The sequence below is a fragment of the Bradyrhizobium sp. S3.3.6 genome (assembly GCF_040546905.1).
GTDB lineage: Bacteria > Pseudomonadota > Alphaproteobacteria > Rhizobiales > Xanthobacteraceae > Bradyrhizobium > Bradyrhizobium cytisi.
Window position 1 is genome coordinate 14,174 of the sequence record NZ_JBEPOT010000015.1, and the last position, 22,722, is coordinate 36,895.

The following is a 22,722-nucleotide window of genomic DNA, read 5'->3' on the forward strand; positions in this document are numbered from 1 at the left end:
CCCTGCGAAGTGAGGCGTCGGCTCATTTCACCGGCCGCTTCTCGAGCTTTCGTGCCAGCGTGCGCCGGTGCATGCCCAGCCTTCTCGCGGCCTCCGAGATATTGAAGTCCGTCTCGATCAGCGTCTGGTGGATGCGCTCCCATTCGAGCGTCTTGATCGAGGTCGGCCGCACGTCCAGCGCGACGTCGGCGTTACCTGCGGCCTTGTTGAAGGCGGCCTCGATGTCGTCGGTGTTGGAGGGTTTTGCGAGGTAGTGGCAAGCGCCGAGCTTGATGGCCTCGACGGCGGTCGAGATGCTCGCGAAGCCCGTCAGCACCACGATCAGCATCTCCTCGTCGTGGGTATGCAGCAGATCGACACAGGCAAGGCCGGAGGCGCCGCCGAGCTTGAGGTCGACCACGGCATAGCCGAAGGATCGGTCCTCCAGAACTTTCCGGACCTCCTCGATCGAGGCGGCGAGCACGACCTCGTAGCCGCGGCGCTCGAATGAGCGTTTCAGCGTGCGCGCAAAACCATCGTCGTCCTCGACGACGATGAGCGAACGGTCAGGCGTCAAAGCTGCCTCCGATCGCGAGCGTGGTGAGCGGCAGCGTCAGGCGCACGGTGGCGCCGCGCTTCCGGTGGTTCTCGGCGGTCACGCTGCCACCCAGCTTGCGCACCACGTTGACCACCAGGAACAGGCCGAGCCCGCCGCCGGCGCGGCCCTTGCTCGACTGGTAGGGCTTTCCGAGCTGTGCCAGCATTTCAGGCGCGAAGCCCGGGCCGCGGTCGCTGATCGAGAGCACCAGATTGTCGCCCTCGCGTTCGGCGAGCAGCTCCACCCACCCGCGCGAGATTTCATAGGCGTTGTCGAGGACGTTGAAGATCACCTGCTTCAGCGCGATGTCCGAGACGATCGCGACGTCCTCGCCAAAGGTATTGACGAAATACAGTGTGCGCGCCGAGCGGGCGTCGCGCCATTCTTCGACCAGTGCGGTGACGAAGGCGGTCACCGTCGTCGGCGAGGATCCCTCGCCGCGGGCTTCGCCGGCCGACACGAGAATGCCCGTCACGATCGTCTTGCAGCGTTGCAGCGAGGTTTCCATCTCCGTGAGGTCCTCGGCGAGCTCCTGATCGGCGGCGAGATCCGGCATGCGGCGCCAGTCGCTGAGGATGACCGAGAGCGAGGCGAGCGGCGTGCCGAGCTCATGCGCTGCACCGGAGGCGAGCAGGCCCATACGGACGATGTGATCCTGCTCGGCCGCGTGCTGGCGCAGCGCCGCCAGATGCGCGTCGCGCTCGCGCAAATTCCTGTTGATGCGGGTGACGAACACGACCAGCAGCACGGCGTTGAGGATGAAGCCCAGCAGCATACCGGTGACGGTGAGCGTGTAGGTCTCGCTCAGCGGATTCGGCGGCAGGTCGAGCGGCCGGTAGGCCATCGTCAGCCACACGAAGCTCGCGCAGCTCAGCGCCACCAGCGACCAGGTCGAGCGGGCATCGAGCAGCACCGCGCCGAGCGTGACCTGGAGCAGGAACAGCGAGGTGAAGGGATTGGTGGCGCCGCCGCTCAGGTAAAGCTGCGCGGTCAGCGCGGCGACATCCAGCATCAGCGCGACCAAGAGCTCGTTGTTGGTGATCGCGGCGCGATGGCGCACCCAGACCAGGCTCGAGACATTGAGCAGCACCAGCGCGCCGATCACCGCGCCCATGCGGGTGAGGGGCAGCGGAATGCCGAGCCAGAAATGCACGCCGCCGATGGTGACGATCTGGCCGACCACCGCGGTCCAGCGCAGCTGGATCAGCAGCGCCATGTTCTTGCGGTTGGTCTCGTCGTCAGTGGGGGCCGCGCCGATCAGCTCGCTGCGCGCGTCCGCCTGCGATTGCAGCGTGACCGCCAGCTCGCCGTAAGTGTTCCCGTCGTCAGGTCGGTTCGACGATCGTTCCAGCATCTGATCCCGTCCTGCGGGCGGAGGCATCCGACCCGCCGGCCGTTTCGTGGACGAAGCGTTTGCGGCGGAACAGCCCGCCGCCGAATGTGACGAGAAGTCTACCGGCCAGCATGAAAGCCAGGGCAAACCACGTCAGCGCGTAGATCAGGTGGTTATTGGGAAAGCGGACCACGGTCAATCCGCCGATTGGACCGCTGCCGGATTGTGATCCGGCGTCGGCATCGACGAAGAACGGCGCAACGTTCTGGAGGTCGCGCGCGGCCGCAATCGCGGCGACATCCCGCGAGTACCAGCGGTTGTGCTGGGGCACGTTGTCCCTGAGAAAACCGCCTTTCGGCTCCGTGATGCGCAAGAGACCGGTGATTTCGACCTGGCCGTCCGGATTGCCGCCCTGGCGCGTCGATGCGTCGCGCCGCTCGGATGGCACGAAGCCGCGGTTGATCAGCACAAGCGTGCCGTCGCTGCGCTGGAGCGGCGTCAGCACCCAATAGCCAGGGCCGTCCTCGGTGACGGCCTGAACCAGGGTCTCGCGGTCGTGCAGGAAGCGGCCGGAGAGGTTGACGTGCCGGTATTCGTCGCCTGCGGCGGTGATCGCCAGCCAGGCTGCGCGCGCGGGGATCGGCTGAGCCGCGGCATGAACGCGCTGCTCGACGCGGTCGATCAGCGCGAGCTTCCAGGCACGGCGCTCGACCTGCCAGACGCCAAGGGCGATCAGAACAACGAAGGCGGAGAGCGAGGGAATCGTGAGCCATAGGGACGGACGCGCAGCCCCCGCGGCGCTGCGCGGTTCGTTATCCTCGGGTCTCACGGGATCGCTCACTTCATTCCCGTCATCTCGTGCATCGGCATCATGTTGCTGTTGAGGTGGTTCATCACCCACAGCGAGCCGGACAGCGCGATCACCACCATCACGATGGTGAATATCAGTGCCATCATGCTCCAGCCGTTCTCGGACTTGGGGCTCATGTGCAGGAAGTAGATCATGTGCACGACGATCTGGACGACCGCAAAGGCCATGATGACCAGTGCGGTGATCTGCTTGCTCGGCAGCGTCCCGCTCATCACCAGCCAGAACGGGATCGCGGTGAGCACCACCGAGAGCACGAAGCCGAGCATGTAGGTCGAGAACGTGCCATGGGCGTGGCCGTCGTCGTGGTGATGGTCGTGCGCGTGGGCGGCGTGGGTGTCGGTGTTCATCGCAGAACTCCCAGGAGATAGACGAAGGTGAAGACGCCGATCCAGACCACGTCGAGGAAGTGCCAGAACATCGACAGGCACATCAGGCGACGGCGGTTGGCCTCGATCAGGCCGAAACGCCAGACCTGCACCATCAGGGTCACCAGCCAGATCAGGCCGCAGGAGACGTGGAGGCCGTGGGTGCCGACCAGGGTGAAGAAGGAGGACAGGAAGGCGCTGCGCTGCGGCGTGGCGCCTTCATGGATCATGTGAGCGAACTCGGTGAGCTCGATGCTGATGAAGGCGACGCCGAACAGGCCGGTGATCAGGAGCCACATCTGCGTCTGGGCGATCTTGTTCTGCTGCATCGTCAGCATCGCAAAACCATAGGTGATCGACGACAGCAGCAGCATCGAGGTGTTCACCGCGACCAGGTTGAGGTCGAACAGGTCCTTCGGCGCAGGCCCGGCGGCGTAGTTGGCGCCGAGCACGCCGAAGGCGGCGAACAGCATCGCGAAGATGAGGCAGTCGCTCATCAGGTAGATCCAGAAGCCGAGCGAGGTGCTGTAGCCTTCCGGATGCGGATGTTCGTCGGCGAGGTAGAAGACCGGCTCGCCGGTTTGCGAGGGATTGACAGCGACAGTCATTTATTTGGCTCCGGCGAGCAGTTTGGTACGCGCGTCCTCGGCCCGGATGACGTCGTCAGCCGGAATGTCGAAGTCGCGGTGATAGTTGAAGGTGTGGCCGATCCCGACGGCGAGCATCGCGATGAAGCTCGCAGCCGCCAGCCACCAGATGTACCAGATCAGGCCGAATCCCATCGCGGTGGCGAGGCCGGCGAGGATGATTCCGGTGCCGGTGCTGCTGGGCATGTGGATCGGCTTGAACCCGGTGAGCGGACGCTGGTAGCCGCGCCTCTTCATGTCCCACCAGGCGTCGTTGTCGTGAACGACGGGGGTGAAGGCGAAGTTGTAGTCCGGCGGGGGCGAGGAGGTCGCCCATTCCAGCGTGCGGGCGTCCCAGGGATCGCCGGTGACGTCTTTGAGCTGCTCCCGCCTGAGGAAGGAGACCGCGAACTGCATCAGCATGCTGAGGATACCGAGGAAGACAAGGCCGGCGCCGATCGCGGCGATGACGAACCAGATCTGGAGCGAGGGATCGTCGAACACGCGCAGGCGGCGGGTCACGCCCATCAGGCCGAGCACATAGAGCGGCATGAAGGCCATGTAGAAGCCGGTGACCCAGAACCAGAACGACAGCTTGCCCCAGAACGGATCGAGCTTGAAGCCGAACGCCTTCGGGAACCAGTAGTTGATGCCGGCGAATGCGCCGAACACCACGCCGCCGATGATCACGTTGTGGAAATGCGCGATCAGGAACAGGCTGTTGTGCAGGACGAAGTCGGCCGGGGGGACTGCGAGCAGAACGCCAGTCATGCCGCCGAGCACGAAGGTCAGCATGAAGGCGATCGTCCACAGCATCGGCAGCTCGAAGCGGATGCGGCCGCGATACATCGTGAACAGCCAGTTGAACATCTTCGCGCCCGTCGGGATCGAGATGATCATCGTGGTGATGCCGAAGAACGAGTTCACGCTGGCGCCCGACCCCATCGTGAAGAAGTGGTGCAGCCAGACCAGGTAGGACAGGATGGTGATGACGACCGTGGCGTAGACCATCGAGGTGTAGCCGAACAGCCGCTTGCCGGAGAAGGTCGAGGTCACTTCCGAGAAGATGCCGAAGGCGGGGAGAACCAGGATGTAGACCTCGGGATGGCCCCAGATCCAGATCAGGTTCACGTACATCATCGGGCTGCCGCCGAAATCGTTCGTGAAGAAGTTGGTGCCGACGTAGCGATCGAGCGAGAGCAGCGCGAGCACGACGGTCAGGACGGGGAAGGAGGCGACGATCAGGATGTTGGTGCAGAGCGCAGTCCAGGTGAACACCGGCATCTTCATCATGGTCATGCCGGGGCAGCGCAGCTTGACGATGGTGCAGATCAGGTTGATGCCCGATAATGTCGTCCCGACGCCGGCCACCTGCAGCGCCCAGATGTAATAATCGACGCCGACATCAGGACTGTAGCCGATGTTCGACAGCGGCGGATAGGCGAGCCAGCCGGTGCGGGCGAATTCGCCGATGAACAGCGAAGCCATCACCAGCACCGCGCCGCCGACCGTCATCCAGAAGCTGAAATTGTTGAGGAACGGGAACGACACGTCGCGCGCGCCGATCTGCAGCGGCACGACGTAGTTCATCAGGCCCGTCACCAGCGGCATCGCCACGAAGAAGATCATGATCACGCCGTGGGCGGTGAAGACCTGATCGTAGTGATGGGCGGGGAGGAAGCCATCGGAGCCGCCGAACGCGAGCGCCTGCTGGGCGCGCATCATCAGCGCGTCGGCGAAGCCACGCAGCAGCATCACGATGCCGAGGATCATGTACATGATGCCGATGCGCTTGTGGTCGACAGTGGTGAACCACTCGCGCCACAGATAGCCCCAGAGGCGGAAATAGGTGACGCCGGCGAACAGCGCGCCGCCGCCAAGCGCGACCATCACGAAGGTAGCGACCAGGATCGGCTCGTGCAGCGGTAGCGAATCGAGGCCGAGACGGCCGAAGATAAGCTTGAGAAGATCAGGAGACATGCGAGCTCTCTTTAGGAGTCTGACGTCAGGAGTCTGACTTGGGACGTTGTCCGAGGAAGAAGGACGAGGACTTCAGCGGCGCGAAGGTCGGTCGCTTCAGGCCGGCACCTAAGAGCGGCGCGGTATCCAGCGGCGCCTTGATCGCGGCCGTGGTCTGGCCTTGCGGCGCATCCGGCGTGCAGGTGCCGGCGACGAAGGTCGGCTCGGGCCCGAGCACAGTGCCGCGGCGGGCGTACTTGTCGTAGGCCAGCGGCAGGGTGTTGTTCACGCCTTCATGGCCGAGACCGCCCTTGGCATCGATCGCCATCATTTCGCTCTGGCACATCTTGCCGGTCTCGACGCACATGTTGAGGATCAGGCGGTAGAGATCGGCATCGACCGTGCCGTAGCGGCGCACCGGCTCGTTCTCGCTCGGTTTCTCGAGCTGGAGATATTCGGCGCGGCCGAGCGAGCCGCCGGCCGATTTGGCCTGGGCGATCCAGGCGTCAAAGCCTTTGTCGTCGAGGCCGTGGAAGTTGAAGTGCATGCCGGAGAAGCCAGCGCCGCTATAGTTCGCCGAGAAACCTTTGTAGGTACCGGCATGGTTGATCACGGCGTGGAGCGACGTCTCCATGCCCGGCATCGCGTAGATCTGGCCGGCGAGTGCCGGAATGTAGAACGAGTTCATCACCGAAGACGCGGTGATGTGGAAGTTGATCGGGCGATCCACCGGCGCGGCCAGATCGTTGACGGTGGCGATGCCGTAATCGGGGTAGATAAAGAGCCACTTCCAGTCGAGCGCGACGACATCGACTTCGAGCGGAGCCTTGGACTGATCCAGTGCGCGTTCTGCATGGATGCGCCCGATGTTGCGGTAGGGGTCGAGCAGATGCGTGCCCATCCAGGTCAGCGCGCCCAAGCAGACGATGATCAACAGCGGCGCCGACCAGATCACCAGCTCGAGCTTGGTCGAGTGGTCCCAATCCGGCTCGTAGCGGGCCGAGCTGTTGGACTGGCGGTAGCGCCAGGCGAACAGCACCGTCAGCGCCATCACGGGGACGACGATCAGGAGCATCAGGACGGTGGAGATGATGACGAGGTCGCGCTGTTGCGCCGCGATATCGCCGGCTGGCGCTAGCACGACGTAGTTGCAGCCGCTGAGCGCAACTGCCAGGGGTAGCAGCGCCAGGATCTTGAAACGGGACACGGGCCGAGCCTTTGAGAATGAGTTTCCTTTGCGGGGCCAATGGGTAGCTGCGGCGCAGCAATCCGGACATTGGACAATTTGTCCAATGTTGCAGTGCGGGATGTTGGGCCAAACAAGGCAAGATTGGCTGGCGTTCCGCCGGGCGGTCGGCTTTGGTTTTCAGGACGTTAAGGGCGCACGCATGGCGACGGCACAGACCCCCGCAATGGCAGACCTCCACTCGGGCGAGCACGGCCACGACCTGGCCAGTCCTGGCGAGATCGCCATCGGCGTCATCATCGGCCGCACCTCGGAATTCTTTGACTTCTTCGTCTACGCGATCGCCTCGGTGATCGTGTTTCCGCGCCTGGTGTTCCCGTTCACGAGCGAGCTGACCGGCACCCTCTATTCCTTCATGATTTTCGCGCTGGCCTTCATCGCCCGGCCGGTCGGAACCGTCATTTTCATGACGGTCGACCGGGAGTACGGCAAGACGGCCAAGCTGGTCTCGGCGCTGTTTCTGCTCGGCACCGCCACCGTGGCGCTCGCGTTCCTGCCTGGCTATCACGACATCGGCGTCGCCGCGATCTGGCTGCTAGCACTGGCGCGTATCGCGCAGGGTCTGGCCTGGGGCGGCGCCTGGGACGGTATGGCCTCGCTGCTGGCGCTGAACGCGCCGGCCTCCAAGCGCGGCTGGTACGCGATGGTGCCGCAACTCGGCGCACCGCTCGGGCTGATCGTGGCGAGCGCGCTGTTCGCCTATTTCGCAGGTAACCTCTCGGCCGACGATTTCTTCGACTGGGGCTGGCGCTATCCGTTCTTCGTCGCCTTCGCCATCAACGTCGTGGCGCTGTTCGCGCGCCTGCGCATGGTGACGACCGAGGAATACGCATCTTTGTTCGAAACCCGCGAATTGCAGCCCTCGCGCATCTCCGACACGGTTGCCCGCGAAGGCCACAACATCATGCTCGGTGCGTTCGCGCCGCTCGCGAGCTTCGCACTGTTCCACATGGTCACGGTGTTTCCGCTGTCCTGGGTGTTCCTGTTCACCCGCGAAAGCCCGGTGCGATTTCTAATCATCGAGATCGTCGCAGCCGTGTTCGGCGTTGCCGCGATCGTGGCCTCCGGCGTCATCGCCGACCGGGTCGGCCGCAAGTCGCTGCTGATGGGATCGGCGATCGCGATCGCGATCTACAGTGGCTTCGCCCCGCAGCTGCTCGACGCCGGCGCGTTCGGCGAGACCATCTACATGGTGATCGGCTTCATCCTGCTCGGCCTCTCCTTCGGTCAGTCGTCGGGCGCGATAGCCTCGAACTTCAAGCAGATGTACCGCTACACGGCGTCCGCGCTGACCTCGGACATGGCCTGGCTGTTCGGCGCCGGATTCGCTCCGCTGGTCGCGCTGCTGCTCGCCACCAATTTCGGCGTCATCGCCTCGGGTGCCTATCTGCTCTCCGGCGCGTTCTGGACCCTGCTCGCGCTCTGGCTCAGCGGCCAGCGCGAGGTGGGTGACATGGACGCGGGCGGCTAAGTACAAACAGCAGCTACAAGAGCTTTTGTAGGTGGGCAAAGGCGCCCTTGCGCCGTGCCCACCATCCCTCCTCCACTGGCGCAGAAGTGGTGGGCACGCTTCGCTTTGCCCACCTACGGCAGCTCGGCGCGCCTCAATCCGTCACGATCTTCACGCGGTCACGCACCTTCACCTGCGCGGTGCGATCGAGGCCGTTCAGCACACGAAATCGTTCGGCCGGGTGATCGACGCCGGCCATGCGGTGAGACAGCGATTCCGCGGTGTCGCCGGGCTGCACGGTGATGACCTTGATGCGCAGCGGACGGGCGGCCTGGATCTCCTCGAGGGTCAGGCGGCGGAACGAATTGACGGTCTCGCGCGCATTGCGATCGCTCTCGGTCGATTTCTGCCGCGTGGCGAAGATGAAGCGGTAGACGTCGCTGCCGAAGCGCAGCGCATAGACCTTGAACTGCCACTGGTCGCCCTTGGCGGTGGCAGACGCGGCCGGAAAACCGTTGATGGTGATGTCTTCGGTGGACGCCTTCTCGACGCCCTCCATCCAGCCGGAATTGAGGTAGTCGCCCAGTGACTGCTCGGCCGGCACACGCACGACGTCGAAGCGCATCGCCTGCGAGCCGCCCTCGCGTACGCCAATCACGGCCTGCGCAGTGTTGTCGAGCGTGAAATTGTCCGGCGCCTGGAAGGTGAAGCCGAGTTTTGGATGCAGGAAACGCCGGCCGCGGACAAAGCCTTCGCTGGGGTCCTCGCCATAGACGAGGTTGTCGATCGCGGCGAGATAGCTCTCGCGGTCGCGCTCGCCACCTTCTGGGGCGACATATTGGCGAGCAATGGTCTGCGCATTCTGCACCCGCTCGGGCGTGGCCGGATGCGATGAGGTGAAATCCTGCGCGCGCGGATCGAGCGAGCTCTTGCCGGCCTTCAGCTCGGCATTGCGCTCCATCGCGGAGAGGAAGCGTGCGGCACCATACGGGTCAAAATGTGCCTTGGCGGAAATGCCGACGCCGATGCCGTCGGCCTCGAATTCCTGATTGCGCGAAAAGCTCGCCATGGTGAGCTTGGTCTTGGCGAGCGCGAGCGCGGTGAGATCGGGATCGGTGCTCATGTCGGTGACGACGCGGGTGACGATGGCGGCCTGGCGCGCCTGGTCCTCGCGCATCGCGGCGTGCTTCGACAGCACATGCGCCATCTCGTGGCTGAGCACGGAGGACAATTCGGAGGTGTCACTGGCCAGCGCGAGCAGCCCGCGGGTGACATAGAGTTGGCCGTTCGGCAGCGCGAAAGCGTTCACCGCGCCGGAATTGAGGATGGTGACCTTGTAGCCCTGGTCAGGGCGGTCGGATGCCGCGACGAGCCGGTCGACGGTCTTGCTAACCAATGATTCGAGCCTGGGGTCGTCATAGGCCCCGCCATAGCTCGCCAGGATGCGCTCGTGCTCTTTCTCGGTGGCGGGGGTCTGGGCGACAGCCGGCTTCGGCTTGGGCAACGCGATGGTCGCCGGCGCCGCTGCGGTCTGGAACCGGCCCATATCGCCGCAGCCGGCGAGAGCCGTGCCCAGAACTAGGCAAAGCGCGGCCGGCGCGGCCCGAAGGCGGCGTCCTTCGCCCTTTTTGTGCTGTTCTAGCACCCCATTCACGTCGCTTAACCCGTGCCTGGCCCCTGGTCAGGGCCTTACCCCAATCGGCTCGCTTGCGCCCAGCAACTCGACCTGTCCCACCCGGAGCACGTCGATACGCGGCCCCGTAGTCCCCTCAATCCAGCCCCTGACGCGAATGTACCTATTTTCCAGGGACTTAAGCGTCGTTCCAGCGCTTTCGAACGCCGGCACCATGCGCTTTGAAATAGTCGCGGCAAAGCCGTGTGTCCAGTTCCGTCCGAAGTTGAGGTAGGTCATTGCCCCAGCTTGCCGGACCGACAGGACTTTGCCCTCGACCACCACAAAGCGCCCTTTCCCGGCCAAAATATCGTCCGGACTTTCCGCGTTTTTTATGGCCGACGGGTCAGCCCAGTTGCCCTTTTTTTGGCGCCTCGCCTCGGTCTCTGACGACATCAGCGCGGTGGCGCACTCCTTGTCCGCGATCTCGGCCGAGACGAGGGCGTCGCCTTGGGCGAGCAGCATCGCCTGTACCGAGGTGTCGCTTTCGCCGATGAACAGCAGCGCGCCCTGGCGACCGTAGCGGTCGGGTGTGTCGTCCGTGCCGCGCAGCGTCACGTCGCGGCCGGCGAGCAACGAGGTCAGCGCTTGCCTGGTCGACGCAGTGGGCTCGATCCCGGTGAGGCGCACCTCACGGCCGTCGTCGAAACGCACACTGCGCGCATCGACGATTCCAACGACGCGGCCTTCGCCCTGTGTTTCGAATTGGCACGGCGCCGCGAACGCAGTGTGACCTGCGGCGAGAACAAATGCGACGATGAGGCGAAGCCGTTGCGTCACGAGACCCGGAGAGGTTGCGTTGTGCTTCAGTATTAACCCAAGCGGAGAGAGGCGCGAAGAGGCTTCCTCAGACTCTGTCATTGCGAGCGCTGCGAAGCAATCCAGAGTCTTTCCACGGAGGGATTCTGGATTGCTTCGCTGCGCTCGCAATGACGTGGAGATATTTATCCATATGTCACCATTCCGCTTTGCGGAAAACATGAGGCCCGTCGAAAGACCCGCATCGCGCTTCTGCTTGCTGCGCTCTTGCGCGTGCGGCATGATTGCGGCAACAGCGTTTGCCAACAGCAATAATCAAGCCGCCATTCAAGAGTCAGGCGATCAAGGGAGGTCCTTTTCAATGAAGCATATTTTGTCCGGCATTTTTGCCGCCGCCTTGGCTCTCAGCGCGACTGTTGCGCAGGCCCAGGACAAGCCACCCTTGAAGATCGGCGGCATCCTCGACATGTCGAGCCTCTATGCCGACATCACCGGTCCCGGCAGCGAGACCGCAGCCAAGATGGCGGTGGAAGATTTCGGCGGCGAGGTGCTGGGGCGCAAAGTCCAGGTGATCGCGGCCGACCATCTCAACAAGGCCGACCTGTCCGCCAACCTCGCCCGCGACATGCTCGATAATCAGGGCGTCGAAATGATCTACGACGTCGCGGCGTCTGCGACCGCACTTGCCGCCGGCGAGATCGCGAAGGCGCGCAACAAGATCATCATGTTCAACGGCCCGGGCTCGATCCGTCTCACCAACGAGGCCTGCGGTCCCTACACCATCCACTATGTATTCGACACCTACGGCCAGGCCAACGTGACCGGCCTTGCGGCCGTGAAGTCGGGCCTCGACACCTGGTTCTTCCTCACCGCCGACTATGCCTTCGGCCAGGACCTGGAGAAGGACACTAGCGCGGTCGTGACCAAGACCGGCGGCAAGGTGCTCGGCAGCGTGCGCCATCCGCTCAACACGTCGGACTTTTCGTCGTTCCTGCTGCAGGCGCAGGCCTCGAAAGCCAAGGTGATCGGGCTCGCGAACGCCGGCGGCGACACCGTCAACGCCATCAAGCAGGCCGCCGAGTTCGGCATCACCAAGGGCGGCCAGAAGGTCTCACCGCTGCTCGCTTTCGTCTCCGACATCGACTCGATCGGTCTCGAGACCGCGCAGGGCCTGCTGCTGGCCGAAGCCTTCTACTGGGATCTCAACGATGAGACCCGCGTGTGGTCGAAACGCTTCATGGAGCGCACCAAGCGGATGCCGACCTCGGCGCAAGCCGGCGTCTATTCCTCCGTCATGCATTATCTGAAGGCGGTGAAGGCGGCCGGTACGACCGATGCGGCTGCGGTCATCAAGGTGATGAAGGACACGCCGATCAACGACTTCTTCGCCAAGAACGGTAAGATCCGTGAGGACGGCCGCATGATCCATGACATGTACCTGTTCGAGGTGAAGAAGCCGTCGGAGTCCAACGGCCGCTGGGACGACTACAAGCTGGTCGCCACCGTGCCCGGCAACGAGGCGTTCCAGTCGCTGGAGCAATCGCGCTGCCCGCTGGTGAAGAAATGACGCGAAGCGTCATCCCGGGGCGCGAAGCGAACCCGGGATCCATCTGGCCGCAGTGACGGTTGATCGATGGATTCCGGGCTCGCGCCGAGTGGCGCGCCCCGGAATGACAGAACCTAACAACAACAACAAGGGAGACGTCCCATGAACGACATGGTCCTGCAAAAGCTCGAAGGCGGACTGCTCACTATCACCATGAATCGTCCCGAGCGGAAGAACGCGCTCAATCCCGAGATGGTCGCCGGCCTGGTCGAGGCGGCGCGGCGCGCCGCCGACGATCCGGAGGTGCGCGCGGTGCTGTTCAAGGGCGCCGGGGGCTCGTTCTGCGTCGGCGGCGACGTCAAGTCGATGGCGGCCGGCCGCGCGCCGCTGCCGTTCGAAGTGAAGATGGCGAATCTGCGTCGCGGCATGGAGGTTTCGCGCATCCTGCATCAGATGCCGAAGCCGGTGGTGGCGCAGCTCGATGGCGCGGCAGCCGGCGCCGGTCTTTCGATGGCGCTGTCGTGCGATCTCCGCGTTGCCTCCGAATCCTGCAAGATCACCACGGCCTTCGCCAAGGTCGGCTTCTCCGGTGATTACGGCGGCACCTATTTTCTCACCCAGCTGCTCGGCAGCGCGCGGGCACGCGAACTCTATCTGACCTCGCCCGTGCTGACGGCGAAGGAAGCGCATGCGATCGGCATGGTGACCAAGGTCGTGCCCGATGCAGAGATTGATGCTGCCGCGCATGAGCTGGCGCTGTCGCTGGCGCAGGGGCCATCGATCGCGCTCGGCTACATCAAGCGCAACATCAACAATGCCGAGCATCTGCCGATGGAGGATTGCTTCGACGGTGAAGCCATCCATCACACCCGCTGCAGCGACACCGAGGATCACAAGGAGGCCGCGAAGGCTTTCGTCGAGAAGCGCAAGCCGGCCTTCAGGGGCGCATGACGATGGCGCCCTATATGCGGCTGCGGCAGATTTGTCTGGTCGCGCCGCAGCTCGCGCCTGTCATCTCTGATATCACTGAGATCATGAGCCTCGCCGTCTGCTACCGCGACGGCAATGTCGCCAAATACGGCCTGGAGAATGCACTGCTCCCGGTCGACACGATCATGCTCGAGGTCGTCGCACCCTTCAAGGACGGCACCACGGCCGGCCGCTTTATCGAGAAGAGCGGCGGTCGCGGCGGCTACATGGCGATCTTCTGCTGCAACGACCCGGACGAGCGAGGCCGCAACGCCAATGCGCTTGGCGTCCGCACCGCCAACGTCATCGACCACGCGCCCTATCACGGCGTCCAGCTCCACCCCCGCGACTGCCGCGCCGCCTTCATCGAGTTCAACCACACTGCAGGCAGCGACGATATTTTTGGAACGTATCCGCCCGCAGGCCCGGACTGGCAGAAGTTCGTCCGCAAGGAAGTGACGCAGGCGCTGACGGCAGTGGAGATGCAGAGCCCGGATCCACACGGGCTGGCGCAGCATTGGAGCAAGATTATCGGCGTGGCAGCTGATGGCTCTGAGCTGAAGCTGCCCAACGCAACCTTCCGCTTCGTCAAGGGCGCCAGCGAGATCATGAGTGCGCTCGAGTTTCGGGTGGCCGATGCCGCGCACGTGCTCCATGTCGCGAGGTCAAAGGGGCTTGCAGTGGCCGGGAACGAGTTTCTGTTGGGCGGCGTGATCTTCCGCGTCAGTTGACCCGAAGTAGTCCGTCACAAGCTCTCAGGACGACGGGGATGCAGCGCGGAGCTGCAATCACCGCCCCCTGAAATTCGCCACACGCCGCTCTTCCGTGGCCTTCACGCCTTCCTTGAAATCTTCCGTCGCGCGCAGGCGGGTCTGTTCGGTGAGCTCGTGATTGGTCGCAGCCATGACGCGATCGGCCAATCCGGCGCGCATCGTGGCGCGGGTAGAGAGCAGGCCGAGCGGGGAGCATTCGGCGATCTCGCCGGCGAGCTTCATCGCCTCCGCCTTCACCTGGTCCTGCGGCACCAGCACATTGGCGAGGCCCCATTTGACGGCTTCTTCGCCGGTGACGCGGCGGCTGGTGTAGAACATCAGCTCGGCGTTGTTCTTGCCGATCAGCTCGGGCAGCGTCGTCGTCAGGCCGAAGCCGGGATGGAAACCCAGCTTGGTGAAATTCGCGGAGAAACGCGCTTCGGGGCAGGTGACCCGGAAGTCGGCCGACACCGCAAGACCGAGGCCGCCGCCGATGGCTGCGCCCTGCACGGCGGCGACGATCGGCTTCTTGGCGCGGAAGATGCGCACGGCCTGGATGTAGAGATGATTGATTGCTCCGAGGCTGTCGGCCGGATCGCCCTTGGCAGCCTTATCGGCTTCGCGCGCTTCCTGCGCCTGCCGCGCCGGGTCCTGGAAATTCGCGCCGGCGCAGAACGCCTTGCCTTGCGCCGAGAGAACGGAGGCGCGGATCTCGATGTCGCGATCGAACTCGTCGAGCGCATCCGCGATCTGGTTGATCAGGGAGATGTCAAAGAAGTTGAGCGGCGGGCGGCGGATCTCGATGGTGCCGACATGCCCGACCCTTTCGACGCCGATATCTTTATAGGTGCTCATGATGATCCTCGATTGAATTAGCGCAAACCAAGCCCGCGGGCGATGATGCCGCGCAGCACTTCCGTGGTGCCGCCCTGGATGGTGAGTTTCGGCGCGGTCTTGATCGCGAAGTCGAGCTGCCGCTCCAGCGTCTCGCGGTTGGTCGCGGTCTCCTCGACGAATGCGGCAAGGTCGCGCACGCGGTGCGGAAGCTGTTGCTCCCAGACCGTACCGATGTCCTTGACGATGGAGGCTTCCACCACCGGCTCCTTGCCGGCCTGCAACATGCCGGCGACCGACACCGACATGCGCCGCATGGTGTGGAGCTGCGCGACGAGGCGTCCGATGCCTTCGGCGCTGCGCGTGTCAGGATTGGGACCGATCGCCCGGACCAGCTCGGTCAGCACGTAATAGGTCTCGAGGAAGCGCTCGGGGCCTGAACGCTCATAGGCGAGCTCTGAAGTCGCCTGTTTCCAGGCGCCGTCGACCTCGCCGAGCACGTGATCCTCGGGCACGAAGAAGTCGGTGAAGACGACCTCGTTGAACTCGTACTGGCCGGTGATCTGGCCGATCGGGTTCACCTTGATGCCCGGCTGCTTCATCTTGACCAGGAACTGCGTCAGGCCGTGACGGCGGTTTTCCTTGGTCGGCGGCGAGGTCCGGAAGATCGCGATCATGTAGTCGGCGATATGCGCCGACGAGGTCCAGATCTTGGTGCCGTTGATGAGATAGCCGCCATCGGTCCTGGTCGCGCGCGTCTTCGCCGCGAACAGGTCGGAGCCGGAGTTCGGCTCGCTCATGCCGATCGCAAAGCAGATCTCGCCACGGCAAATGCGCGGCAGGATATCCATCTTGATGTTTTCAGGCGCGTATTTCAGCAGCACCGGCCCGCTCTGGCGGTCGGCGACGAAGAAGCGTCGTGTCGGGGCGTTGGCGACGCGCATCTCCTCGGTCACCACGTAACGCTCGAGGAAGGAGCGCTCCTGGCCGCCATATTTCTTCGGCCAGGTCATGCCGAGCCAGCCCTTGGCGCCGACCCGGCGGGAGAATTCCGGCGCATCGGTGTCTTCGCGGTTGGGCTTGTGCGGATCGAAGGTGCCGGCGGCGATCTCCTCGGCGAGGAAGGCGCGTACTTCCTTGCGCAGTTGCTCGCACTTCTCGGGCAGGCGGATCGGATCGAAACGAAGAGCAGCGGTCATGTGTTTCGTCTCCCGATCAGCGCGACGCCACGAGCGGCCACAATTCATCGGCGCCGCGTTTGGCGACGAGCTTGCCGAGCTCGACGGCCCAGTGGCTCTCCGAACCGAAATCGTCGCGCCAGGCCAGTGCCCGCAACGAGTACCGGTGCAGGATGTGCTCGTTGGTGAAGCCGATCGCGCCGTGCACCTGATGCGCGATGCCGCCGCCTTTCTCTGCTGCCTCGGCGCAGCGGATCTTTGCAGAGGCGGCTTCGAGATAGACCTCGTCGTCGAACGACTTTGCGTTCGCGATCGCATCGGCGGCCGAAGTCGCCGCCGCAAGTGCCGCGGCGGATTCGCCGGCGAGGCGGGCGAGATTGTGCTGTACCGCCTGGAATTTCGAGATCTTCTTCTCGAAGGCGACGCGCTCGTTGGAGTAGCGCACGGAGATGTCAAGCATCGCTTCCAGCGCGCCGGCGATCTGAAGGCTGCGCGCGACACCGCCCACCAGCATCAGTGTGGTTTGGTCAAAACGCTTTGGCGCGGGCTTGATGGTGATGGGCTGGACCTTGTCGAACGTCACGGTATCGCTATGGTCGTAGCCGACATTGAGCCCGGATTCGATCCGGCCCTTGCTTGCATCGACCAGCGCAATCGAGACGCCGTCCTTGCCATGCGCGAGCACCGCAAGATATTTTGCCGCTTTGGCAAACGGCACGCCGCGGCAGCGGCCGGAGAGTGCGCCGTCGGCATCCATCGTGATCCGATCCTTCGGCGAGGCTGGCAGCACCGTCATCTCGCCTTCGGGCGAAGCGATCTTCGCCTGCGCCAGCAGCCAGCCCGCGAGCATCGTCTCGGCCAGCGGAACCGCGACCGCGAAACGGCCGGCGGCATTCAGCAAGGCAAAACCATCGGCAAGGCTCGCGCCGGAGCCGCCGAGATCGTCGGGCACCCAGGACAACGGCAAGCCGGCTTCGCTCAGCGCCTGCCACAGCGGCGCCTGCCACGTATCCTTCTTGTCGTTGTTAATGGTCTGCGGATCGGCGAGATCGGCGAAGATCTTCTCCGCGGTCTCGACGACGATATTGTCACTCTCCGCCACAGCGTTCCCCGTGTTTTGCCATTGGCGCGTCCTGCCCGGTCAGTGCGGCGCGCGGTCTCTTCTTGCGCCCGATGATCCGAAAAAGCCATGGCCCTGACAAGCGTTGATCGCAGGCCTATCTGCGGCGCTAGCATGGGGGCAAGAACCAATCTGGGCTAATTCCGCTTAGCGGAGTTTGCTTGATTTGCAGGGCGCGGCAAACTCGTTAAACAGGGCTCCAGCAATTTACAGAGGGAAGGAAATACCGGATGGCCAAGGACGGTTTGTGCGCAGTCGTGACGGGATCCGCATCCGGTCTCGGTGCTGCGACCGCGGAAATTCTCGCGCGGAGCGGGGCGCGGCTCGTCATCAACTATTCGTCGAGCCAGAAGGAAGCCGAGGCCACGGCAGAGCTCTGCCGCAAGGCCGGCGCCGCGGAAGTTCTGGTCGCGCAGGGCGACGTCTCGAAGGATGATGATTGCCGCAAGATCGTTGCGGCCGCGAGCGGTTGGGGCCGGCTCGACATCCTCGTCAACAATGCCGGCACCACCAAGCACGTCGCCCATGCCGATCTCGACGGATTGTCGGCCGAAGATTTCCAGCGTCTCTACGGTGTCAACACGATCGGCCCGTTCCAGATGGTGCGGGCGGCGCGTAGCTTGCTGGAAGCCGGGTCGAAAGCGTCGGGACGCTCGTCCGCCGTGGTCAACGTGTCGTCGGTCGCCGGCATCAGCGGCGTCGGCTCGTCGATCGCCTATGCCGCGAGCAAGGGCGCGCTCAACACCATGACGCTGTCGCTGTCGCGCGCACTCGCGCCGCTGATCCGCGTCAACACGGTGTGCCCCGGTTATATCGACACGCCCTGGTTCACCAAGGGCCGCGGCGAAGCCGGCGCCAAGCAGGTGCGCGACAGCGTGGTGGCGAAGGTGCCGCTCAAGGTCGCCTCATCCGCCGAGGACATCGCGCAGCTCGTCTGCTTCCTGGCGATGCCGGCCTCGAGCAACATGACCGGCGAGGTCGTGCGCATGGATGCGGGGATGCATTTGATTACCTGACTCGTCATTGCGAGCGAAGCGAAGCAATCCAGATCGTCTCCGCGGGGACAGTCTGGATTGCTTCGTCGCAAGGGCTCCTCGCAATGACAGAGTATGAGCCGGCAGCGTGGGTCTATCTGACGCCTAGGCCGTCACCCCTTGATCACGCCGCTCGCCACCAGCCGGTGCCAGATGAATAGCACCACCACGGCACCGATCGTGGCCATGATGAATCCGGCGCCTTGATCCGGGCTGTAATGGCCGATGGCCTGGCCGACGAAGGTCGCCAGAAACGCACCGACGATGCCGAGGATGGTGGTCAGGATGAAGCCTGACGGGTTGTTCGGCCCCGGCGCCAGCCAGCGCGCGATGAGGCCGGCGATGAAGCCGACGACGATGATCCACAAGATGCCGCCCATGCTCATGTCAGTGCTCCCCTCGGTTTGACTAAAATCAGACTCTGTCTGAGATCTCGTTCTCGGTCGGCAACCGTCCGTCCGGCGTCAGGTGGTCGATCACCTGCGGCAGATACTGGCTGAGGCCGGAGAGCAGCTCGTCGCGCGACAGGCCGCTTTGGGCGGAGAGGCTTTGGATCTGGTCGGCGCCGAGTGCGTTGGCGAGATCGCCGGGTGCAATCGGCTTGTTCTCGCCCTTGCCGACCCAGGTGTTCGCGGTCTCGCCGTGGCCGCCCTGCTGGAGCTGGTTGAGGAGATCGCCAAGCCCGCCGCTCAGCACGCTGCCGGCCGCGCCGCCCGCGAGCAGGCCGCCGAGGCCACCCTTGAGCACGTCACCGAGGCCGCCGCCTCCGCCAAGAGCACCACCAAGCGCGCCACCCAGGCCTCCGCCCGGGCCCGCATTCACCGGTGGCATAGAGGCCGGCGCCGTCTGCGGCGCTGCGCCTGGCTGGCCCGCCGTCAAATGCTTGAAAGTCTTCCAGGCGAGCAGACCAAGGATCGCCATGGTCATGGGCGACATGCCGCCGCTGGATGAGGATTGTGAACTCGGCGCGCTTGGGCCGCGCGGGCCATTCTGCATGCCGTTGAGGACGTCGAGTAAACCCATGGCGTTCTCCTGCCGGTAACAAGCCCCTTTCCAAAACATATGAGGCTCTCATGACGGTTACAAGGCGATTGCGCCGCAACCGGGCGATGGGCAGCCGGCGTCAGCTCTGCTATCGAGGGCCGGTCATTCAGGGAGCAGGCCAGGTGGTTACGGATCGATCGATCGTGGTGGCCGGGGCGGGCGCCATCGGCTGTTTTGTCGGAGGCCAGCTGGCGGCTGCCGACCGTCGGGTCGCAATGCTGGTGCGGCCGCGGGTGAAGACCGAGATCGAGCGGTTCGGCCTGCGGCTGACGGATTTCGACGGTGCTGAGAAGAAGCTGGATGCGGGCCGGCTCGCGCTGTCGGAAGATCCCGCAATCTTCCACAGCGCCGGCATCGTGCTGGTCACGGTCAAGAGCGCCGACACGGCAGAGGTCGCGGACCAGATCGCGCAGCACGCGCCTCAGGATGCCGTCATCGTGTCGTTGCAGAACGGTGTCGGCAATGTCGCCGTGCTGCAAGAGCGGCTCGGTGGCCGGCGCGTGCTTGCCGGCATGGTGCCGTTCAATGTGGTGGCAATGGGGGAAGGACGTTTCCATCGCTCGAGCTCCGGCGACATCCATGTCGGTGAAGATGCGGACAACACGGCGGCGGCGATGTCTGTGCCGGGGCTTAATTTGCGCCCAAGCCGCGACATCGCCGGCGTGCAATGGGGCAAGCTGATCATCAACTTGAACAACGCGCTTAGCGCCCTGTCCGACATGCCGCTCGCTGCGCAATTGGCGAACCGCGACTGGCGAAGATTGTTCGCCGACCAGATGGCGGAAGGTCTGGCCGCGCTAAAGGCCGCCGGCATCACGCCGGCCTCGGCAACGCCAATCCCGCCGAACTGGACGCCGAGCTTGCTGAGATTGCCCGACATGGTCTTCAACGCGATCCTGGGGCGGACAATGAAGATCGATCCCGAGGCGCGCTCCTCGATGTGGCAGGATCTGAAGCAGGGCCGCAAGACCGAGATTGACTATCTCCAGGGGGCGGTCATTGCCCTGGCCGAGCAGAATAATGTCGATACGCCGCTGATGCGCCGCATTGTTGCGCTGATCAAGCAGGCCGAAACCGCCGGCAAGGGCCCGCCGGGACTCTCACCGCAGCAGATACGTGCCGGTTGATGGAGGAGCGCGATGAAGTATGTGCTGATGTTGGGGCTCGCGCTGATCGCGCTATGCGGTGCCGTCACATTTGCTGAGGCCCGGCCGCCGACCGTCACGAATTCCCCGGGCTATGACGCGCGCTTGAAGGAGAGCCGGTCGGCGTTGGACAATCCGCCGACAGTACAGGCTCCGGGGATTCCTCCGGTTACGTCACCCAAGCATAGCAGGAAGAAGCATACGAATTAAGGAACGGCATCCTCAGCCTTAACCGGGATAACGGTGCCAGGATAGCTCGCGACTGTATCAACGTCGTCGTTGCGAGCGCAGCGAAGCAATCCAGGCTGCCTCCGCGGAAAGACTCTGGATTGCTTCGCTCCGCTCGCAATGACGGCTGTGCCTCAGCCCTTCTTCGCCGGCTTGCTCGGCGTCGGGCTGAACAGCCTCTTCAGATCGCTCAGGCTTTCCGACAGCCGCGGCCATTCGCAGGAGAACGATCCCTTGGTGCAGGGCGCGCCCTTCTGTCGCAGCACCTTCGGCCGTTCCACGGGCACGGGCACGCGCTCGGCCTCGGTTCGCAGTGCGACCTGCTGAAGCTGCTGCACCTGTTGTTCCTGCTGCTCGCGCTGCTGCCGTGCCGTGGCCTGGGCCGCTTCATTGCTGCGGCGCTGATTGGCGAGATAGGCGGTGTAGGATTCGTCGATCTTCTTCTGCTCCTCCGGCGTCGGGTTCGGCCCGGCGATGTCGAAGGTGCGGTCCTGGAGGAAGTCGTAATAGGTGTAGCCGCCGCCCGCCTTGCGCCGGCCGGCGAATTTTGCGTTGCAGTCGGCAAGCGCTGCGGTCTTCTCGGCCTTGGTCGCGGATTTTTCGGCAGCGTCGGCGCATTCCTCGAAGTCAACCGGCGCGCGCTTCCACCATTGCGCGTGGGCATGCGACGCGATCAGCAGGAAAAATCCTGCTGCGGCAACGACAAACAGCGCCGCACGACGCGATGCAACTAGGTCCGACATTCTACGAGAGCGTTCCCTGTAAAACTCAACCCAAACTGAGTCGGGCCTGATTTTTGCTCCATTATCGCCGCCTTGTCACCCGTGGAACCCGGGAAATTCACGGCTGGGTTGCTGACATTTTTTGCTTGACGTGGCGCGGGAGTCACAGCCGAGCGGCACATGATGCGCTTAGAGTTTTATCGGTTCGAGCTGGAAGGGAAATGTTCATCATGAGAGCGCTGAGCTGTTTCGCCGCAATCGCATTGTCGCTGGCTTGTGGCCGCGCGCTCGCCGCCGACGAGGATGCACCGAACCGCAAGCCCGTGAAGGTTGTTGCCGATGCGCGGCTGGCGGTCGGCGGCCAGGGGATGTTACCGCTCTATCTCTCCAGCGACTGGTCGATACCGCTGCCGGCGATCTCGCGCGCAATCATCGTGCTGCACGGACGCCTGCGTAATGCCGACGAATATTATATGTCAGCGCATACCGCGCAGGTCGCGGCAGGGGACGATGGCAAGAGCGCGCTGATGATCGTCCCGCAGTTTTTGGCTGAGATCGATATCGAGGCGCACAAGCTGCCCGCGGATACGCTGCGCTGGTCATTGGAAGGTTGGGAAGGCGGCGATGGCGCGCTTGCTCCGAACCCGGTGTCCTCCTTCGAGGTGCTCGACGCGATCCTGGCAAAGCTCTCCGACCGGCGCATCTTCCCGAACCTGAAGCAGGTCGTGGTCGCCGGTCATTCCGGCGGCGGCCAGGTCGCGCAGCGTTATGCCATTGCCGGCAAGGGCGAGGCGATGCTGTCGCGTCAGCACATCGACGTCCGCTACGTCGTCGCCAACCCCTCGTCCTATGCGTATTTCAGCGCGGAGCGGCCGGTGCCTGCCATCGCCGCATCCTGCTCGGGCTACAATAATTGGAAATACGGCATGGACGAGCGTCCGCCCTACCTTGCCGATGCGACGCCGGCCGCGCTTGAGCAGCGCTATGTCGACCGTGAGGTGATCTACCTGCTCGGCACCCTGGACACCAATCCGGAGCATCCTGCGCTGGACAAGAGCTGCATGGCCAAGGCGCAGGGTCCCTATCGCTACGCCCGCGGCCACGCCTATGTGGACGCGATAGCCAAGCGCGATCACGGCACGCCCAATCATCGCGTGTGGGATGTCGCCGGCGTCGGCCATGACGGCGACAAGATGCTGACCTCGAAATGCGGGCTTGCGGCGCTGTTCGATATTCCAGGCTGTGGCGCGGAGCGCTGATGCGAGCGCTTTGAATGCTTGTGCTTTGAAGGC

At 64.1% G+C, this 22,722-nt stretch carries 23 protein-coding genes; 8 read left to right on the forward strand and 15 right to left on the reverse strand.

Features of this window, described 5'->3' with window-relative positions:
• Positions 1-22: 22 nt before the first annotated feature.
• Genes ABID59_RS31845 through cyoA form a run of 7 tightly spaced genes read right to left on the reverse strand, consistent with a single transcriptional unit; the run spans position 23 to position 6,938 of the window.
• Positions 23-556, reverse strand: a complete 534-nt coding sequence (locus ABID59_RS31845) for a response regulator transcription factor (RefSeq protein ID WP_354085990.1) — start codon at positions 554-556, stop codon at positions 23-25.
• On the reverse strand, positions 546-1,931 hold the full coding sequence (locus ABID59_RS31850) for an ATP-binding protein (protein WP_354085991.1): 1,386 nt from the start codon (positions 1,929-1,931) through the stop codon (positions 546-548). The genes ABID59_RS31845 and ABID59_RS31850 overlap by 11 nt, the downstream gene beginning before the upstream one ends.
• Positions 1,903-2,739, reverse strand: a complete 837-nt coding sequence (locus ABID59_RS31855) for an SURF1 family protein (protein WP_354085992.1) — start codon at positions 2,737-2,739, stop codon at positions 1,903-1,905. The genes ABID59_RS31850 and ABID59_RS31855 overlap by 29 nt, the downstream gene beginning before the upstream one ends.
• Before the next feature lie 8 nt (positions 2,740-2,747).
• A complete protein-coding gene (gene cyoD / locus ABID59_RS31860) occupies positions 2,748-3,128 on the reverse strand; it encodes a cytochrome o ubiquinol oxidase subunit IV (RefSeq protein ID WP_148751918.1) in 381 nt (126 codons plus the stop codon).
• Positions 3,125-3,754 (reverse strand): cytochrome o ubiquinol oxidase subunit III, encoded by a 630-nt coding sequence (gene cyoC / locus ABID59_RS31865; protein WP_354085993.1) that lies wholly within the window; start codon positions 3,752-3,754, stop codon positions 3,125-3,127. The genes cyoD and cyoC overlap by 4 nt, the downstream gene beginning before the upstream one ends.
• The gene (gene cyoB, locus ABID59_RS31870; RefSeq protein ID WP_354085994.1) at positions 3,755-5,752 is read right to left on the reverse strand and encodes a cytochrome o ubiquinol oxidase subunit I; all 1,998 of its coding nucleotides are present in this window, start codon (positions 5,750-5,752) and stop codon (positions 3,755-3,757) included.
• Positions 5,753-5,777: 25 nt separating this feature from the next.
• On the reverse strand, positions 5,778-6,938 hold the full coding sequence (gene cyoA, locus ABID59_RS31875) for a ubiquinol oxidase subunit II (RefSeq protein ID WP_354085995.1): 1,161 nt from the start codon (positions 6,936-6,938) through the stop codon (positions 5,778-5,780).
• Positions 6,939-7,119: 181 nt separating this feature from the next.
• Here cyoA and ABID59_RS31880 point away from each other — a divergent pair, with 181 nt between their 5' ends.
• Positions 7,120-8,448, forward strand: a complete 1,329-nt coding sequence (locus ABID59_RS31880) for an MFS transporter (RefSeq protein ID WP_148751914.1) — start codon at positions 7,120-7,122, stop codon at positions 8,446-8,448.
• A gap of 133 nt (positions 8,449-8,581) precedes the next feature.
• Here ABID59_RS31880 and ABID59_RS31885 read toward each other — a convergent pair whose 3' ends face one another.
• Together ABID59_RS31885 and ABID59_RS31890 are read right to left on the reverse strand one after the other, a co-directional pair.
• Complete coding sequence (locus ABID59_RS31885) at positions 8,582-9,973, reverse strand: M48 family metalloprotease (protein WP_354085996.1); 1,392 nt, start codon at positions 9,971-9,973, stop codon at positions 8,582-8,584.
• A gap of 135 nt (positions 9,974-10,108) precedes the next feature.
• Positions 10,109-10,960, reverse strand: a complete 852-nt coding sequence (locus ABID59_RS31890) for a thermonuclease family protein (RefSeq protein WP_354086108.1) — start codon at positions 10,958-10,960, stop codon at positions 10,109-10,111.
• Between the two features lie 259 nt (positions 10,961-11,219).
• On the opposite strand from ABID59_RS31890, the gene ABID59_RS31895 reads away from it, so the two are divergent.
• The 3 genes from ABID59_RS31895 (at position 11,220) to ABID59_RS31905 (ending at position 14,104) form a co-directional block, all read left to right on the forward strand.
• The gene (locus ABID59_RS31895) at positions 11,220-12,425 is read left to right on the forward strand and encodes an ABC transporter substrate-binding protein (protein ID WP_354085997.1); all 1,206 of its coding nucleotides are present in this window, start codon (positions 11,220-11,222) and stop codon (positions 12,423-12,425) included.
• Between the two features lie 141 nt (positions 12,426-12,566).
• The gene (locus ABID59_RS31900; protein ID WP_354085998.1) at positions 12,567-13,355 is read left to right on the forward strand and encodes an enoyl-CoA hydratase; all 789 of its coding nucleotides are present in this window, start codon (positions 12,567-12,569) and stop codon (positions 13,353-13,355) included.
• 2 nt (positions 13,356-13,357) lie between these two features.
• Positions 13,358-14,104, forward strand: coding sequence for a VOC family protein (locus ABID59_RS31905; protein ID WP_354085999.1), 747 nt, complete (start codon positions 13,358-13,360; stop codon positions 14,102-14,104).
• Positions 14,105-14,161: 57 nt separating this feature from the next.
• On the opposite strand, the gene ABID59_RS31910 is transcribed toward ABID59_RS31905, so the two are convergent.
• From ABID59_RS31910 to ABID59_RS31920, 3 genes are read right to left on the reverse strand one after another with little or no spacing between them, the layout of a single operon-like run.
• Entirely contained in the window at positions 14,162-14,980 is an 819-nt protein-coding gene (locus ABID59_RS31910) for an enoyl-CoA hydratase/isomerase family protein (RefSeq protein ID WP_148751910.1), read from the reverse strand.
• A 17-nt stretch (positions 14,981-14,997) separates the two neighbouring features.
• Positions 14,998-16,158: an acyl-CoA dehydrogenase family protein gene (locus ABID59_RS31915; RefSeq protein WP_354086000.1), complete on the reverse strand. Its 1,161-nt coding sequence runs from the start codon at positions 16,156-16,158 to the stop codon at positions 14,998-15,000.
• A 16-nt stretch (positions 16,159-16,174) separates the two neighbouring features.
• Positions 16,175-17,239: an acyl-CoA dehydrogenase family protein gene (locus ABID59_RS31920; RefSeq protein ID WP_354086001.1), complete on the reverse strand. Its 1,065-nt coding sequence runs from the start codon at positions 17,237-17,239 to the stop codon at positions 16,175-16,177.
• Positions 17,240-17,487: 248 nt separating this feature from the next.
• On the opposite strand from ABID59_RS31920, the gene ABID59_RS31925 reads away from it, so the two are divergent.
• Positions 17,488-18,273, forward strand: coding sequence for an SDR family NAD(P)-dependent oxidoreductase (locus ABID59_RS31925; protein ID WP_354086002.1), 786 nt, complete (start codon positions 17,488-17,490; stop codon positions 18,271-18,273).
• A 131-nt stretch (positions 18,274-18,404) separates the two neighbouring features.
• On the opposite strand, the gene ABID59_RS31930 is transcribed toward ABID59_RS31925, so the two are convergent.
• Positions 18,405-18,677, reverse strand: a complete 273-nt coding sequence (locus tag ABID59_RS31930) for a GlsB/YeaQ/YmgE family stress response membrane protein (RefSeq protein WP_187434924.1) — start codon at positions 18,675-18,677, stop codon at positions 18,405-18,407.
• 28 nt (positions 18,678-18,705) lie between these two features.
• On the reverse strand, positions 18,706-19,314 hold the full coding sequence (locus tag ABID59_RS31935) for a YidB family protein (protein ID WP_148751906.1): 609 nt from the start codon (positions 19,312-19,314) through the stop codon (positions 18,706-18,708).
• Between the two features lie 143 nt (positions 19,315-19,457).
• Here ABID59_RS31935 and ABID59_RS31940 point away from each other — a divergent pair, with 143 nt between their 5' ends.
• Both ABID59_RS31940 and ABID59_RS31945 read left to right on the forward strand, forming a co-directional pair.
• Entirely contained in the window at positions 19,458-20,462 is a 1,005-nt protein-coding gene (locus ABID59_RS31940; protein ID WP_354086003.1) for a 2-dehydropantoate 2-reductase, read from the forward strand.
• A gap of 12 nt (positions 20,463-20,474) precedes the next feature.
• Entirely contained in the window at positions 20,475-20,690 is a 216-nt protein-coding gene (locus ABID59_RS31945; RefSeq protein ID WP_354086004.1) for a hypothetical protein, read from the forward strand.
• Between the two features lie 152 nt (positions 20,691-20,842).
• On the opposite strand, the gene ABID59_RS31950 is transcribed toward ABID59_RS31945, so the two are convergent.
• A complete protein-coding gene (locus ABID59_RS31950) occupies positions 20,843-21,451 on the reverse strand; it encodes a hypothetical protein (RefSeq protein WP_187434923.1) in 609 nt (202 codons plus the stop codon).
• A gap of 209 nt (positions 21,452-21,660) precedes the next feature.
• Between ABID59_RS31950 and ABID59_RS31955 the strand changes: the two genes are divergently transcribed.
• The gene (locus tag ABID59_RS31955) at positions 21,661-22,689 is read left to right on the forward strand and encodes an alpha/beta hydrolase (RefSeq protein ID WP_354086109.1); all 1,029 of its coding nucleotides are present in this window, start codon (positions 21,661-21,663) and stop codon (positions 22,687-22,689) included.
• Positions 22,690-22,722: the final 33 nt, after the last annotated feature.

What these genes read in the sequence shown, in the direction of transcription:
- ABID59_RS31850 (WP_354085991.1), bottom strand. Translation starts at nt 1,931, where the DNA reads ATGCTGGAACGATCGTCGAACCGACCTGACGACGGGAACACTTACGGC.
- cyoD (WP_148751918.1), bottom strand. Translation starts at nt 3,128, where the DNA reads ATGAACACCGACACCCACGCCGCCCACGCGCACGACCATCACCACGAC.
- cyoC (WP_354085993.1), bottom strand. Translation starts at nt 3,754, where the DNA reads ATGACTGTCGCTGTCAATCCCTCGCAAACCGGCGAGCCGGTCTTCTAC.
- cyoB (WP_354085994.1), bottom strand. Translation starts at nt 5,752, where the DNA reads ATGTCTCCTGATCTTCTCAAGCTTATCTTCGGCCGTCTCGGCCTCGAT.
- ABID59_RS31880 (WP_148751914.1), top strand. Translation starts at nt 7,120, where the DNA reads ATGGCGACGGCACAGACCCCCGCAATGGCAGACCTCCACTCGGGCGAG.
- ABID59_RS31885 (WP_354085996.1), bottom strand. Translation starts at nt 9,973, where the DNA reads ATGGGCCGGTTCCAGACCGCAGCGGCGCCGGCGACCATCGCGTTGCCC.
- ABID59_RS31890 (WP_354086108.1), bottom strand. Translation starts at nt 10,960, where the DNA reads ATGACAGAGTCTGAGGAAGCCTCTTCGCGCCTCTCTCCGCTTGGGTTA.
- ABID59_RS31895 (WP_354085997.1), top strand. Translation starts at nt 11,220, where the DNA reads ATGAAGCATATTTTGTCCGGCATTTTTGCCGCCGCCTTGGCTCTCAGC.
- ABID59_RS31900 (WP_354085998.1), top strand. Translation starts at nt 12,567, where the DNA reads ATGAACGACATGGTCCTGCAAAAGCTCGAAGGCGGACTGCTCACTATC.
- ABID59_RS31905 (WP_354085999.1), top strand. Translation starts at nt 13,358, where the DNA reads ATGGCGCCCTATATGCGGCTGCGGCAGATTTGTCTGGTCGCGCCGCAG.
- ABID59_RS31910 (WP_148751910.1), bottom strand. Translation starts at nt 14,980, where the DNA reads ATGAGCACCTATAAAGATATCGGCGTCGAAAGGGTCGGGCATGTCGGC.
- ABID59_RS31915 (WP_354086000.1), bottom strand. Translation starts at nt 16,158, where the DNA reads ATGACCGCTGCTCTTCGTTTCGATCCGATCCGCCTGCCCGAGAAGTGC.
- ABID59_RS31925 (WP_354086002.1), top strand. Translation starts at nt 17,488, where the DNA reads ATGGCCAAGGACGGTTTGTGCGCAGTCGTGACGGGATCCGCATCCGGT.
- ABID59_RS31930 (WP_187434924.1), bottom strand. Translation starts at nt 18,677, where the DNA reads ATGAGCATGGGCGGCATCTTGTGGATCATCGTCGTCGGCTTCATCGCC.
- ABID59_RS31935 (WP_148751906.1), bottom strand. Translation starts at nt 19,314, where the DNA reads ATGGGTTTACTCGACGTCCTCAACGGCATGCAGAATGGCCCGCGCGGC.
- ABID59_RS31945 (WP_354086004.1), top strand. Translation starts at nt 20,475, where the DNA reads ATGAAGTATGTGCTGATGTTGGGGCTCGCGCTGATCGCGCTATGCGGT.
- ABID59_RS31950 (WP_187434923.1), bottom strand. Translation starts at nt 21,451, where the DNA reads ATGTCGGACCTAGTTGCATCGCGTCGTGCGGCGCTGTTTGTCGTTGCC.
- ABID59_RS31955 (WP_354086109.1), top strand. Translation starts at nt 21,661, where the DNA reads ATGAGAGCGCTGAGCTGTTTCGCCGCAATCGCATTGTCGCTGGCTTGT.